The organism is Nitratireductor aquimarinus (genome assembly GCF_017255295.1).
GTDB classification, from domain to species: Bacteria; Pseudomonadota; Alphaproteobacteria; order Rhizobiales; family Rhizobiaceae; genus Nitratireductor; species Nitratireductor aquimarinus.
Genome location: NZ_JAFKDE010000006.1, coordinates 281,564 through 294,989 on the forward strand (window position 1 = coordinate 281,564; position 13,426 = coordinate 294,989).

Below are 13,426 nucleotides of genomic sequence, written 5' to 3' on the forward strand. Positions count from 1 at the left end.
CCACGCATGGCAAAACTGCCCGGTTCTACCCCCGGCATTTTTCGATGGTTTCTATGCGCCACGCAGGAACTTGTCCAGACGGGGGCGGCTTTAGATGGCAGATTGTCGCGGGTAAAACACAGCGAATAAAGATGAGTGAAAAACTCTTATTTTTCAACGAACGCGCCTCCCACCATCCTGACACCTGCCGTCCAGATCACGCGCCGGCGACCGCCTCGAAGGTGAAGCTGACTGCCTCAGGCCCCGGCTTCTCATCGGCGCAATAGTCGCCATGGACGCGAATTTCCTTGAAACCCGCGGCTTTCAGGGCGAGTTCCATCTCCAGAACGCCCCATAGACGCAGATGGAAGAGCTGCAGCTCACTCGCCACAAGAACATCATCGCGCCACTGCTCGTAACGCAGGTGGGAAAGCATGGTCTGGCGCTGGAAGCAGGTTTCCACACGCTGCTCTGACAGTGTCAGAAGACTGTCCCCGTCGCGCCAGTGACGCGCGGTGCGGGACGTATCGGCGAGTGAGGCCAGCGGATCGAGATCAAGCAGCAGGCGTCCGCCCGGACAAAGAGCGTCATGGAATCGCCGAAGGACGCCAAGCGCTGCCTCCGGCTCCGTGACAAGCTGGAAAGAGCCGGCGGGAATGATGATGGCCTCAAATCGCTCAGGGTAGGAGAACGTCTCGAAGCGCTGGATATCGACCGGCGCCGACAGCCCCCTCTTCGCGCACTCCGCCCGGCAATGGGCGACCATCTCGTCCGACGCGTCGAAACCACGAATATCGAAGCCAGCTTCAAGAAGCGGAATCAGCACCCGGCCATTGCCAGCCGCAGGCTCAAGGACGGGACCGCTGCAGCCTGCCAGACGATCACGATAAAACCCGATATCGCCGAAGGAGCGGCCTATGGGCTTGTCGAGGTGATAGACCCAGGAGGCCAGCGTACCGTACCGGTTTTCCATCGTGCAATCTCTTCTGCCTGCATCTGTTTGCAAACCGGGACTGCCATCGCAACGCGGCAACGGCAAGCGGGCCAGAATGCGGGATTCGCCAGACCAGAGGCGGATGCGGCCTGGTTGTCAGGTTGCGCCCAATCGGGCCAGAACCCTGCCCGGGATGGCCATGTCCTTGATGACATCGTCATGCCTGCGCATTCCGCACAGCTCGCGCTGAATGAAATAGCCATGGACCGCATCAGCAGCGGCGTGAAGCAGGCGGTCGCGCGCTTCCACATCGCTTTCATCCGCTTCGGCAAGCCGCGCCAGCGCCTTCTCGACCCGCCGGCCTGCATGCCCCAGAGACGACGCCTGCTCTGCGGCAATCTCGTGCTGCAAAACCGTGTCGCCACTCAAGGGGTGAGACACGAGGCCGGTGATGGAACTGGGCATCTTCAGCATGGGGCAGCGCGGCTCCACCGTTGATGGACAAAACGAAAGACTGCCTTCTATATAGCATCACACCCAGTCCCGCATGAACCGACAAGGTGACCTTGATGACACTGCTTGAGCTTGGAACCTTCACTCTCGTCGCAGCGCTTCTCGTCGTGTCACCCGGCCCCAACGGGGTGCTGATCGCCAAAACCGTGCCGACTTCCGGCAAGGCGGCGGGCTTTGCCAATGTCGCGGGCTTCTTCGCCGCGTTCTATGTGCACGGCCTTCTTTCCATTCTGGGCATATCGATCATTCTGGTGCAGTCAGCCCAGCTCTTCTTCATCGTAAAAATGCTGGGCGCGGCCTATCTCTGCTATATCGGGGTCAAGGCCCTGTGGCAGGCATGGCGCGGTCTTGCAGCGCCGCACTCCATCACACCGGCCAAGAGGCGGCGCACGCTCGCCAAGGCGGGGCTCGAAGGGTTCCTGACCAACGCGCTGAACCCCAAGGTTTCAATGTTCTATCTCGCTGCGTTTCCGCAGTTCATTCCGGCAAGCGCGGATGCAACGTCCTGGGCGTTTGCGCTGGTGGCGATCCATTCGCTGCTGAACGTGCTCTGGTTCTCGGCGCTCGTGCTCCTGTTCTCGAGCATGAAGTCGCTTGGCGGCAGCGCCAGCATGCAGCGCTGGCTGAAAGCCGTGACCGGAACGGTGTTCGTCGGGTTCGGGCTGAAACTCGCCACCATGCGCCCCTGAAGAAAACGGGCAGGCCGGCTCCCGTCAGGAAACCCGGCCCGCCCATACATTCTTAGCGAAAGATCAGGCCAGCCCGCATCGCATGACTGAGCGGCCAGCTGCGGCTAGGGCCACTTCACCTCTGGCGGCATGCTGGACAGGATGGAGTTCACATTGCCGCCGGTCTTCAGTCCGAAGATCGTGCCGCGGTCATAAAGCAGGTTGAACTCGACATAACGGCCCCGGCGCACGAGCTGCTCTTCGCGGTCGGCCTCGGTCCAGTTGGTGTTGAAGTTCTTGCGCACCAGATGCGGATAGGCGACGGCAAAGGCGCGCCCCACATCGCGGGTGAAATCAAAGTCGGCCTGCCAGCCGCCCTTCTCGTCCGGCGTTTTGAGCCAGTCATAGAAGATGCCGCCCACGCCGCGTGGCTCCTTGCGATGCGGCAGGTAGAAATACTCGTCGCACCAGGCCTTGTATTTCTCGTAGTCGACAATCCCGGCATGACGTTCACACACGAACCGCATGGCCTTGTGAAAGGCCACGGTGTCGGGGTCCTCCTGCGAACGACGACGGTCAAGCACCGGGGTCAGATCTGCACCGCCGCCAAACCACTGGCTGGTGGTCACCACCATGCGGGTGTTCATGTGAACGGCCGGCACATGGGGGTTCTGGGGATGGGCGATCAGCGAAATGCCGGAGGCCCAGAAGCGGGGATCCTGCTCCGCGCCCGGTATCTGCTTGCGGAACTCGGGAGAGAACTCGCCATGAACCGTCGAGACATGAATACCGACCTTCTCGAAAACGCGGCCATGCATCATCGACATGACGCCCCCGCCGCCTTCACCGCCGTCGCGCTCCCAGGGCGTACGCTCGAAGCGGCCCGGCGTGCGCGTGGACAAAGGCCCGGTCAGCTCATCTTCAAGATTTTCGAAGGCTGAACACAGCTTGTCGCGCAGTTCCTCGAACCAGGCGCGCGCGGCCGCTTTTTTTTCTTCGATATCGTCCGGCAATCCGGTAGGGAGTTCTGGTCTTTCCATCATCATTCCTTTCGCCCGATCCTACGCAACGCCGCAGGAAACGGACAGCCCCACAAATGACTCGCATTTTTCAACAGCGTTGCCTAAGCTTCTTATCAATCGGGTCAAGGAGTTCTTTCGTGCGTGTGCCCGCAAAACCACCCCTGGAAGGGCTGAAACGCAGCCTCGACAAACATCGCGCAAGGACGGGTCGTCTGCCACGCGACGGATTTCTACGGGAGAGTTTTGCACTGCCGCGCGCGCAGGCCCGCGACAAAGCGCGCGAATGGCTGGAGCGCTGGCCCAAGCAGGCTTACTGGACAGAGATCGAAAGCTGGTGTGAACGCCCCGGCGACATGATCGAGTTCACGATGCGCCGATTACCAAGCGCCGACTGACCTCCCGCCTCTTCCATCCAAGATTTCAGATATACGTGACGGCCTGTTTCAGACTGCGTTTCTGAACAACATATGCGCGCCTCGCGGCTGTTGACTTAAAGTCGGCTTGAACCTGTAGGCAGCTCTTTCGAAGCCAAGGAAAGAGCCCGATGCAGCGTGAAACGCCCCAGGATGATGACCTATCGCAACTGCCTGAGCGCCTCGCCGGCGGCCATCGCCGCCGTCATCGCAAGGTTGAGGCTGCGCGCGCCCTCTTTCATGGGAATGGTCAGCCGCGCATCGGCGGCGGCGTGGACGGCTTCCGGCGCACCGGAAGATTCCCGACCGAACAGAAGAATGTCGCCATCGGCATAGGAAAAGTCCGTGTAACCCGCCTCGGCCCGGGTGGTGAACAGGATAAGACGCCGGCCCTCGCGCTTGCGCCAGAGCTCGAACGTTTCCCAGGACGGATGGCGGGCGAGCGCGGCGCGCTCAAGATAATCCATCCCCGCGCGCTTCAGATTCCGGTCGGAGAGATCAAAGCCGGCAGGCTCGATCAGATCGACCGTGAAGCCGAGGCAGGCGGCGAGACGGAGAATGGCGCCGGTGTTTCCGGGAATGTCTGGCTGGTAAAGCGCGATACGCATGCGGCTGTGTCTCTCGACATGGCTGAGTGTTGCCTTCCGGACACAGCTGAGGACGTGTCGACCGAAAGGCGTAATTACGGGTGGCGGGTCGCTGCAACTGTGGGTATAAGCCCGCCATTGTCAACGCGAACCGAAGGAGAAAGGCATGACAATGCGACGACATCACATGATCTGGCTCCTCGCCGGTGGCCACAAGGCCTGACGGCGGACTCGGTCCGGCACGCTCCTGCACCATTTCAAGGCAGCTACCCATCGCAGTCCGTCGGGATTTCCTCCCGCTCCCCAAGGACGTTCGCGATGCACAACCGCTTCCCCCGGCGGCCAAACGGCCGCAATGACGATTTTTTCGTTCCACAACTAGACCCCACACGCCTTACCCTGCAGGACCGCAGGCTTGAAGCATGGGCGCTGACCCTTGGTGTGAAAACGCCCCTCATCCATGAGGACCGGACGCAACGGCCGCATCGCGGCCAATTGCCGGATATCGACCTCGGACAGGTCGCGCCGGCAGCGCGTATCGGCCTGATGGCGAAACTGAAACGGCTGTTGCGATGAAGAGCGCCTGCCCCTCTTCGCACCCCTCATTTCCCGCTTCGCACGCCTGCGGAGCGGGCACGATCACGCATGCGCCGACACAACCGCAGATGGCAGCAGAGAAAACGCATCCTCTGGTCAAGCCCGAACAACACGGTTATAAGGTGCATCCCATCAACGAAAACCGCTGGAGGCGGCAATGGACAACAAGATGCTTACCTCCTTCGCTGGTCTGCGCCCGTACATCGCGGCGCCATACCAGGCCTGACGGCGGCTTTCGTTCTTCAGCTTTTCTAAGATTACCAAAGCAGTTCACGAGCGAATCCGCCGACCGTTTCTTCCGGTTGACACATGGGATTTGCATCATGACTGCACGCTTTCCAAACGGACGCACCGCGTCTCAAGATAACAAGATTTCAGGCACCGATCCGGCCGCCACCGCGCTTTTGCGCGGACATGACAGCGCTCCTGCCACGTCTCTTTCAGGAGCCTTCAGGGCCGCTCTCGGAACCCAGGCGCAGCCACCGCGCACAAAACCGCACGACCAAAGCGGCGGCACGCCTCCGCCCATCCTGAATACCGGCTCCATGAAGGAGCCAGGCAATAAACGCGCAAACCGGCCTGCGGCATCCATGCCGCGCAAGGGCCACATCTAGTCGAACGCATTTGCTTTTCCGCCAGCCGCCGCCCGCGGAAAAGAGCACGAAAACAGACGTTTACACCGCAAACGCGACTCGACGCGTCGCGTTTGCGGGCACGAGAATGAAAGACGCCAAAGACAATGTATCAATGGTTCGAACGACGACTTGAGCCCTTCCCCGCCGAAGAACCGCAGGAGCCGCCGCGCACCTTCTTCGCCTTCTGCCTGCACTTCACCAAAGGGGCATGGCCCTATATCGCCATTTCGGCGGTCCTGATGATGATCATCGCCATTGCAGAGGTCTGGATGTTTTCCTTCCTCGGCAACATCGTCGACTGGCTGGCCGAGAAGGATCGCGCAACCTTTCTGGATGAGGAAGGCGCAAAGCTGATCGGCATGGCCGCAATTGTCGGCATCGCCCTGCCGGCGGTGGTGTTCCTTTATGGCCTGGTCACGCATCAGGTGCTGATGGGCAACTATCCCATGCGCATCCGCTGGCAGGTGCATCGCTATCTGCTCAAACAGTCGATGAGCTTCTATCAGGACGAGTTTGCCGGCCGCATCGCCACCAAGCTGATGCAGACGGCGCTTGCCGTGCGCGAATGCGTGATCAAGATGACCGACGTGATGAACTATGTGACGGTGTACTTCACCGGCATGCTGGTTCTCGCGGCCTCGGCCGACTGGAAGCTGGCAGCACCGCTGGTGGGCTGGCTGGTGGGGTACATCCTGCTCATGCGCCATTACGTGCCCAGGCTCGGCAAGATCGCGCAGCGACAGGCAGACGCCCGCTCGGTGATGACCGGCCGCGTGGTCGACAGCTACACCAACATTCAGACGGTAAAACTCTTCTCGCATGGCCGACGCGAAGCGTCTTACGCCCGCGAGGGCATGGGCGGCTTCCTCGACACGGTGCATGAGCAGTTCCGCAACATCACCGGTCTCTATGGCCTTCTCTACCTGCTCAACGCCCTGTGCCTCGTCGTGGTCGGGTATCTCTCCGTCACCCTGTGGGTGGCCGGTGCGGTAAGCGTCGGCGCCGTGGCCGTGGTGCTCGGCCTCGTGCTTCGCCTGTGGGGCATGTCGCAGTGGATCATGTGGGAGCTGACGGCGCTGTTCGAGAATGTCGGCACCGTGCAGGACGGCATCAGCTCGATCTCCATGCCCCGACTTGTCGATGACAAGCCGGACGCAAAGGCCCTTGCAGTGCCGGAAGGCAAGATCGAATTCGACGGGATCGGCTTCCACTACGGCAAGAAGGGCGGCGTCATCGAAGAGCTGTCGCTGACCGTGAAGCCCGGCGAGAAGGTCGGCCTCGTGGGCCGTTCGGGCGCGGGCAAGTCGACGCTCGTGAACCTGCTCTTACGCTTCTACGATCTGGAGCGCGGGCGCATCGTCATCGATGGCCAGGACATCGCCGACGTGTCGCAGGACACGCTGCGCGCCGCGATCGGCATGGTCACGCAGGACACGTCCCTGCTGCACCGTTCGGTACGCGACAACATCCTCTATGGCCGCCCCGACGCGACCGAAGAGATGATGCTTGAAGCGGCCCGGCGCGCCGAGGCGATGAGCTTCATCGGCGGACTGACGGACCCGAAGGGCCGCGTGGGCTTTGACGCCCATGTGGGCGAACGGGGCGTCAAACTGTCAGGTGGCCAGCGCCAGCGCATTGCCATTGCCCGCGTCATGCTCAAGGATGCGCCGATCCTCATCCTCGACGAGGCGACCTCCGCACTCGATTCCGAAGTCGAAGCGGCGATCCAGGAAAACCTCTACCGCCTGATGCAGGGCAAGACGGTGATCGCCATCGCCCACCGGCTCTCCACCATTGCCGCCATGGACCGCCTGGTGGTGATGGACAAGGGCCGGATCGTCGAGGAAGGCACGCATGACGATCTGGTTGCCGCCGGCGGGCTCTATGCAAGCCTCTGGCAGCGCCAGTCCGGCGGGTTTCTCGATCTCGAAGCAAACGAGGCTGCGGAATGAAGGAAGACAGCGAAAAGACGGAGCCCCACCAACCCGACAGCCTGTGGCGCAGTCTCGAAGAGGTCATAGACCCCTTCGGCGACACGCCACGGGCGGTCCTGCCGGTCAAGGCGCATGAGTTCATTCTCTTCTTCGCCCGGCAGGCCAAATGGCCGTTCATCCTGCTGCTGATCGCCGGCGGCCTGATGGGGGCCGTCGATGCGGGGCTTTACTGGGCGCTTGGCTGGCTGATCGACCTGCTGGACTCCTCCTCGCCGGCGACGCTGATCGCCGATCACTGGACGAAGCTGGCCGGTTTTCTGGCCCTGCTTCTGGTGATCCGCGCCGTGGTCATCATCGTCAACACGGTGCTGGAAGAGCAGGTCATCGCGCCTGCCTTCTACCAGCGTGTGCGCTGGCAGTCGTTCCGGCGGGTGATCGAACAGCCCTATGAATTCTACCAGAACGACTTCGCCGGCCGCATCGCCACAAAGATACTGCAGGGCGGCGAAGCCACGGGCGACTTCATCATCAACGTGCTGCAGACCATGTGGAGCTTCCTCACCTTCGTGGTGCTGGCGCTCTCCATTCTGACGGTGCTCGACCCGTGGATGGGCGTGGTCATCGTGCTCTGGCTCGCGACCTACATGGCCATCGCGCGCTTCCTGCTGCCGCCCCTGCGGCGGGCAGGCCGGCGCACGGCGGACCAGCGCTCGATCCTCAACGGACGCATGGTCGACGCCTTCACCAACATTCTGGCGGTGAAGCTGTTCGACAGCGGCCAGCGCGAGCATTCCTATGTGCGCGAGGGCATGGCGCATTTCCTGAGCGCAGTGCAGAAGCTGACGCGCGCCATCACCCGTGTGCGGGTGACGGTGGCCATCGTCAACGGCTTCATGATGGCGGCAATTTTCGTGCTGGCGGTGTCGCGCTGGCTCGACAGCGCCATCACCACAGGCGAGATCGCGGCGGCCATGGGCCTCGTCTTCCGGCTGAACCAGATGTCGGGCTGGATGATGTTCAACATCAACGGGCTGATCCGCAACTACGCGACCGTGCAGGACTCAACCACCGTCGTTTCGGTGGAACCGTCCATCCGCGACGCCGAGGGCGCAAAGGTCATGCCGCGCGCCAAAGGCGACATCCGCTTCGACGACGTGACCTTCAATTACGGCAAGGAAAGCGGCATCATCGAGGGGCTCAACCTGCACATCAAGCCGGGCGAGCGCGTGGCGCTGGTCGGCCCTTCGGGCGCCGGCAAGACCACCATTGTCAGCCTGATGCTGCGGCTTTTCGAGGCCGAGCACGGGCGCATCCTGCTCGATGATCAGGACATCACGCAGGTAACGCAGGCCTCGCTGCGCGCGCAGTTCGGCGTGGTGAGCCAGGAGCCGATGCTGATGCACCGCTCGATCCGCGACAACATCGCCTATGGGCGGGGCGACGTCACCGAAGAGGAAATCATCGCGGCGGCCAAGCGCGCCTCGGCGCATGAGTTCATCCTCGATGTGACCGACCCGAAAGGCCGGACCGGCTATGACGCGGTGGTGGGCGAGCGGGGCGTAAAGCTCTCCGGCGGCCAGCGCCAGCGCATCGCCATCGCCCGGATGATGCTGAAGAATGCGCCGATCCTCATCCTTGATGAGGCAACATCGGCGCTGGATTCGGAAATCGAGGCGGTGATTCAGGAAAATCTTGAGCGGCTGATGGAGAACAAGACGGTTATCGCCGTGGCGCACCGGCTCTCCACCATTGCCGCTCTCGACAGGATCATCGTGCTGGACCGGGGCCGCGTTGTCGAAGAGGGCTCGCACGACGCGCTGGTGGAACAGGACGGGCTTTACGCCCAGCTGTGGAAACGCCAGTCGGGTGGCTTTCTGGGCGAACGGATGGCTGCTGAGTAAGCCTGGACACGAATGCCGGTGGCTGCACTGATGGTGCGGCCATCGGCTCTTCTTCCTCATGGTCTTCAAAGCTGGAGCGACGCAGCGGCAAATCCGCCAGCTCGCGCTCCGACATGCCGCGAAGAGCCGGATGCGCCAGCGGATCACGCCACCAATTATCATCCCAGGCATCCTGCACCGCTCGCCGGTGATTGTCCCTGAAGGTTTGAACCATTATCCAGAAAAACTGAAACATGGCGCCTTCTCCATCTGTGAGATTTCTCTACGAGAGCCAAAATCCCGGCGTTTGGCATTATTTTCAATGGAGATTGCCTGCGCTTTGTTTTAGAAAAACTATATGAAACACCTGCCACGCGTTCACCTGAACGGATTGCGCGCCGTCGAAGCGGCGGGCCGGTGCGGCTCGCTCAGTGCGGCTGCCGATGAACTCGGCGTTTCGGTGGGAGCCGTCAGCCAGCAGATCATCAAGACCGAGGCACAGCTCGGCGCGGCAATCTTCGAGCGGACGGGACGCGGCATCCGGCCAACCGGGCTCGGCCAGCAGTTCGTCGACCGGCTAAGCCTCGGCTTCCAGACACTCGATGCGGCGGTGGCGATGACGCGTCACCATACGGATTCGGTCCTGACCATCTCGGTCGCGCCCGTCTTCGCATCCAAATGGCTTGTGCCGCGGCTGGCGCGCTATACGAGAGCGCATCCGGAAACCAAGCTGCGGCTGGAGGCCTCGACCGACCTCATCAATCCCGACAGCAGCGACATCGATCTGGCGATCCGTGTGGGCGAAGGCGACTGGCCGGGCGTGAAGAGCGAATATCTTCTGCCACAGGAAGTGTTTCCGGTGTGCGCCCCGGCGCTGGCCGACGCGCTCGAGACGCCTGAAGACATACTCACAGCGCCGATCATCCGCGACGCCAACTCGAACATTGCATGGGATGTGTGGCTGAAACCGCTTGGTCTTGACCAGCGCGACCTCGTTGAGGGCGACAGCTTCACCGACGCCGCGCTCTGCCTTGATGCAGCCATCGCCGGACAGGGCGTCATGCTTGCCTGGCACACACTCGCTCATGATGCGCTTCAATGCGGGCGGCTGGTCGCGCCGTTTCAGGAGCGGGCCAGAACACGCTACAGCTATTGGCTGATCACCTCGGAGAACCGGCAGGAACCGGCAAAGGTGCGTGAATTCAAGGCATGGCTGCGCGGCGAGATCGAGGAAATGCTGGAGATATGACGGCACGGCGGCCACCGCCCGGCTTCAATCACGTTTGTTTCCGCTGGCAACCTCTCGCCGCATTCCGTGTTATAGTTTAAGGCACGCATCAACCGAGAACAGGAGGACAGTCTCATGAAGGAATTTCATTGCGGCTCGCTCGTTCCAGGCTGCGACTGGCACACACGCCATGAGGAAGAAGCGGAGGTGATCCGCCGTGCAGCCGAACATATGCGCGATGCCCACGGCGAAACGGTGATCCGCGAGAGCATGGTGGAAGCCATCCGCTCACGCATCGGACAGGCCAAGAACGCGGCCTGAGCCGCGCCCTGCCCCGAAAGACTGCGGGCCCCGAAAGGGTCAGCCTGCGGTCGAAATCATCCGGTCGAAATCATCTCTGCGGCGCGCTCAAGCAGCGCGTCGCGCTTCAACGAGAAATCAGACTCGATCCACTCGTCCTGAAGCCGCGACAGGACCTCACCGACCGCGCGCCCCTTTTCCAGCCCGAGCTTTGCCAGATCGCCGCCATCAACCGGAAGCACCGGCTTCTGCCATGCGGCGGCGAGCTTCATCAGACGGGTGAAGCCGGCAGCCTCCATCAGCGCCTTGTCATCCTCGGCGGCGCGCGCCCGCGCGCTCACAAGCGCAAGCTTCAGCCGCCACAAAAGGCCTTTTTCATCAGACCTGTAGGCAAGTTTTCTGAATCCGGCCTCATCGAGATCCGGCTGCGGAACAGGCGCCCTCGCCCAGCCCAGGAGCGTCGCCTTTTCCGCGTTGGAAAGGCGCAGCCGCTTGCCCAGTTCCGATATGCGCGGCTCATGGGGCGGGATGATCGCCGCAAGACGCAGAAGCGGCTCCGGCTCCCAGCCAAGCGTGCGTTCCGCCTCCATCAGCGGGCCGATCGTGTCAATGCCCCATTTCTCCGATTCCGGCAGGATCTTCGTCAGCACACCGGTCTGGCGCATCCACAGAAGCGCACGCGAGGGATCGGGCGCGGACAGAAGCTTCTTGAGCTCCGCCCAGACACGCTCGGCGGAAAGACGCTCCAGCCCGTCGCGGTGACGCGTGCAGGCCTTCAGCCCGGCGGCATCCGGACGGCCAGCGCCATACCAGGCGAAAAAGCGAAAGAAACGCAGAATGCGCAGATAATCCTCGGTGATGCGGGTGTCCGCATCGCCGATGAAGCGCAGGGTGCGGCTGTCGAGATCCGCAAGCCCGCCGACCAGATCGATGATGTCGCCATCGGCGCGGGCATAGAGCGCGTTGATCGTGAAGTCGCGGCGCTCGGCATCGTTCTGCCAGTCGCGCCCGAAGGTGACGCTGGCGCGGCGGCCATCGGTTTCCACGTCGGCGCGCAGCGTCGTCACCTCATAGGCGTGACCATCGGCGATCACCGTCACGGTGCCGTGATCGATGCCCGTCGGCGCGGTGCGGAAACCTGCCTTGCGCGCGCGGCGCACGGTCTCATCCGGCGTCGTGGTGGTGGCGATATCGATGTCGGTGACAGGCTGGCCAAGCAGCGTGTTGCGCACCGCGCCGCCGACGACGCGCGCCTCATCGCCCTCGGTGGAAAGGGCTGCGAGCAGTTTCTGAAGCTTTTCGTCGGCCAGCCATTGCGATTCTGAAATCAGTCGCTTGTCCATCAAGCATAAAGTCTTTCGTAAAGGGTGCGGATAATGCCGGCGGTCACGCCCCAGATGAAGCGCTCGCCGAATGGCATGGTGTAATAGAACCGTTCCTTCTCCTGCCACAAACGGCTTTCGCGCCGATGGTTGGCGGGATCCATGAGAAAGGCAAGCGGCACCTCAAAGGCGGCATCCACTTCGTCGGGATTGAGGTGCAACCGGAAGCCCGGACGGACGATACCAAGCACCGGCGCGATGCGATAACCGCTGCCGGTCGAGTAATCGGGCATGCGTCCGACCACATCCACGATGCGGGGCCGAAGGCCGATTTCCTCATCCGCCTCGCGGAGCGCCGCCGCCTCGGGCGACACGTCCTCCGGGTCGATGCGGCCGCCGGGAAAGGCAATCTGGCCGGAATGGTTGCGCAGTGCCAGCGTGCGCTGGGTCAGGATGACCGACGCGCCATCGGCATGATCGACAACCGGAATGAGCACCGCCGCATCGCGCAGGCCGGGCCGGACGATCATTTCGCGCAGGTCCGGGTTCAGGCTGTGATCGCCATAGTCTTCCGCCCCTGCCGGCCCCTGTTGTCTTGCAGCGCGGCGGCGAAACTCCTCTGCCGAGAACAGGCTTTTGGGCGCGGTCGTCATGGTCATTCCGAAAGTCTATGCAGTTCGGCGACGGGCATCACGGGAAAAATCGATCCGCACGAGCGGATGGCAAACATGAGCTGCCCGTCGATCTCGATCTCCTCGCCCGCCTCCACCAGATCATACATGACAGAACGGGCCACCAGCGCCTCGAGACGCCCGCGCACATGGAGATAGGGTTTTAGCCCGCCGGTCTCCGGCTGGTCCACGAAGCGCAGTTCATGCTCTGGCCCGGCCTCGACCACATCGCCGACATTGGTGCGGAAAGTGAGCGCCTGGTCTTCGCCCGCGCCTGTCACGACCATCTCCACGGCGAGGAAAGGCGCATCCTCGACGCGGATGCCGACTTTTTCCACCGGAGTTACGAGATAGGTTTTGCCGTCCTCATCCTTGCGCAGAACGGAGGAGAAAAGCTGTACCAGCGCCGGGCGGCCAATCGGCGTTCCCATGTAGAACCAGGTGCCATCGGCTTTGATCTCCATGTCGAGATCGCCACAAAAGGCGGGGTTCCAGCGTTCGACGGGCGGCGCGCCTTTTCCGGAGCGGGCCGCGCGCGCTATCATTGCCTCAAGACTGACGGCGTCGCCAGCTTCAGCGAGACTTGATGTGCTCTTAGTCGTTTCATCGTCCATGGTCACGAAATAGTCACTGTTGTTTCGCTTGTCAGCCTTGTTCAGTGTTTTAAATTTCCCAAAGGGACGTGACGGTACGAATCGCTTCAGACACGTGCCGGCCTGGTCCGTTCCTCCCGCCCCGCACTG

General features: G+C 62.2%; 16 protein-coding genes. 9 read left to right on the forward strand and 7 right to left on the reverse strand.

What is annotated here, in order from left to right; translation table 11 throughout:
* Positions 1 to 196: 196 nt before the first annotated feature.
* Both JYP46_RS12380 and JYP46_RS12385 read right to left on the reverse strand, forming a co-directional pair.
* Positions 197 to 952 (reverse strand): class I SAM-dependent methyltransferase, encoded by a 756-nt coding sequence (locus tag JYP46_RS12380; RefSeq protein ID WP_206548251.1) that lies wholly within the window; start codon positions 950 to 952, stop codon positions 197 to 199.
* 117 nt (positions 953 to 1,069) lie between these two features.
* On the reverse strand, positions 1,070 to 1,387 hold the full coding sequence (locus JYP46_RS12385) for a DUF6665 family protein (RefSeq protein WP_206548252.1): 318 nt from the start codon (positions 1,385 to 1,387) through the stop codon (positions 1,070 to 1,072).
* A gap of 95 nt (positions 1,388 to 1,482) precedes the next feature.
* Here JYP46_RS12385 and JYP46_RS12390 point away from each other — a divergent pair, with 95 nt between their 5' ends.
* Entirely contained in the window at positions 1,483 to 2,115 is a 633-nt protein-coding gene (locus JYP46_RS12390; protein ID WP_206548253.1) for a LysE family translocator, read from the forward strand.
* 104 nt (positions 2,116 to 2,219) lie between these two features.
* Here the strand turns inward: JYP46_RS12390 and hemF are convergent, their stop codons facing one another.
* Complete coding sequence (gene hemF / locus JYP46_RS12395; RefSeq protein WP_206544320.1) at positions 2,220 to 3,134, reverse strand: oxygen-dependent coproporphyrinogen oxidase; 915 nt, start codon at positions 3,132 to 3,134, stop codon at positions 2,220 to 2,222.
* A 119-nt stretch (positions 3,135 to 3,253) separates the two neighbouring features.
* Here hemF and JYP46_RS12400 point away from each other — a divergent pair, with 119 nt between their 5' ends.
* Positions 3,254 to 3,511, forward strand: coding sequence for a hypothetical protein (locus JYP46_RS12400; protein ID WP_113155827.1), 258 nt, complete (start codon positions 3,254 to 3,256; stop codon positions 3,509 to 3,511).
* Positions 3,512 to 3,690: 179 nt separating this feature from the next.
* On the opposite strand, the gene JYP46_RS12405 is transcribed toward JYP46_RS12400, so the two are convergent.
* Entirely contained in the window at positions 3,691 to 4,137 is a 447-nt protein-coding gene (locus JYP46_RS12405) for a tRNA (cytidine(34)-2'-O)-methyltransferase (protein WP_206544035.1), read from the reverse strand.
* 297 nt (positions 4,138 to 4,434) lie between these two features.
* On the opposite strand from JYP46_RS12405, the gene JYP46_RS12410 reads away from it, so the two are divergent.
* The 7 genes from JYP46_RS12410 (at position 4,435) to JYP46_RS12440 (ending at position 10,711) form a co-directional block, all read left to right on the forward strand.
* Positions 4,435 to 4,692 (forward strand): hypothetical protein, encoded by a 258-nt coding sequence (locus JYP46_RS12410; RefSeq protein ID WP_206548254.1) that lies wholly within the window; start codon positions 4,435 to 4,437, stop codon positions 4,690 to 4,692.
* A gap of 89 nt (positions 4,693 to 4,781) precedes the next feature.
* Complete coding sequence (locus JYP46_RS12415) at positions 4,782 to 5,327, forward strand: hypothetical protein (protein WP_206548255.1); 546 nt, start codon at positions 4,782 to 4,784, stop codon at positions 5,325 to 5,327.
* A 125-nt stretch (positions 5,328 to 5,452) separates the two neighbouring features.
* A complete protein-coding gene (locus tag JYP46_RS12420; RefSeq protein WP_206548256.1) occupies positions 5,453 to 7,300 on the forward strand; it encodes an ABC transporter ATP-binding protein in 1,848 nt (615 codons plus the stop codon).
* Positions 7,297 to 9,183, forward strand: coding sequence for an ABC transporter ATP-binding protein (locus tag JYP46_RS12425; RefSeq protein WP_206548257.1), 1,887 nt, complete (start codon positions 7,297 to 7,299; stop codon positions 9,181 to 9,183). The genes JYP46_RS12420 and JYP46_RS12425 overlap by 4 nt, the downstream gene beginning before the upstream one ends.
* A gap of 58 nt (positions 9,184 to 9,241) precedes the next feature.
* Positions 9,242 to 9,511: a hypothetical protein gene (locus tag JYP46_RS12430; RefSeq protein WP_206548258.1), complete on the forward strand. Its 270-nt coding sequence runs from the start codon at positions 9,242 to 9,244 to the stop codon at positions 9,509 to 9,511.
* 9 nt (positions 9,512 to 9,520) lie between these two features.
* Complete coding sequence (locus JYP46_RS12435) at positions 9,521 to 10,411, forward strand: LysR substrate-binding domain-containing protein (protein ID WP_206548259.1); 891 nt, start codon at positions 9,521 to 9,523, stop codon at positions 10,409 to 10,411.
* 114 nt (positions 10,412 to 10,525) lie between these two features.
* Entirely contained in the window at positions 10,526 to 10,711 is a 186-nt protein-coding gene (locus JYP46_RS12440; protein ID WP_113155833.1) for a DUF1059 domain-containing protein, read from the forward strand.
* 56 nt (positions 10,712 to 10,767) lie between these two features.
* Here JYP46_RS12440 and JYP46_RS12445 read toward each other — a convergent pair whose 3' ends face one another.
* The 3 genes from JYP46_RS12445 to JYP46_RS12455 are packed head-to-tail and all read right to left on the reverse strand — an operon-like array spanning position 10,768 to position 13,297.
* On the reverse strand, positions 10,768 to 12,033 hold the full coding sequence (locus JYP46_RS12445) for a CCA tRNA nucleotidyltransferase (RefSeq protein ID WP_206548260.1): 1,266 nt from the start codon (positions 12,031 to 12,033) through the stop codon (positions 10,768 to 10,770).
* Positions 12,033 to 12,671 carry a CoA pyrophosphatase gene (locus JYP46_RS12450; protein ID WP_113155835.1) on the reverse strand — a complete coding sequence of 213 codons (639 nt, stop codon included), beginning with the start codon at positions 12,669 to 12,671 and terminating at the stop codon, positions 12,033 to 12,035. The genes JYP46_RS12445 and JYP46_RS12450 overlap by 1 nt, the downstream gene beginning before the upstream one ends.
* Positions 12,668 to 13,297 carry a DUF1285 domain-containing protein gene (locus tag JYP46_RS12455; protein ID WP_206548306.1) on the reverse strand — a complete coding sequence of 210 codons (630 nt, stop codon included), beginning with the start codon at positions 13,295 to 13,297 and terminating at the stop codon, positions 12,668 to 12,670. The genes JYP46_RS12450 and JYP46_RS12455 overlap by 4 nt, the downstream gene beginning before the upstream one ends.
* Between the last annotated feature and the right edge of the window lie 129 nt (positions 13,298 to 13,426).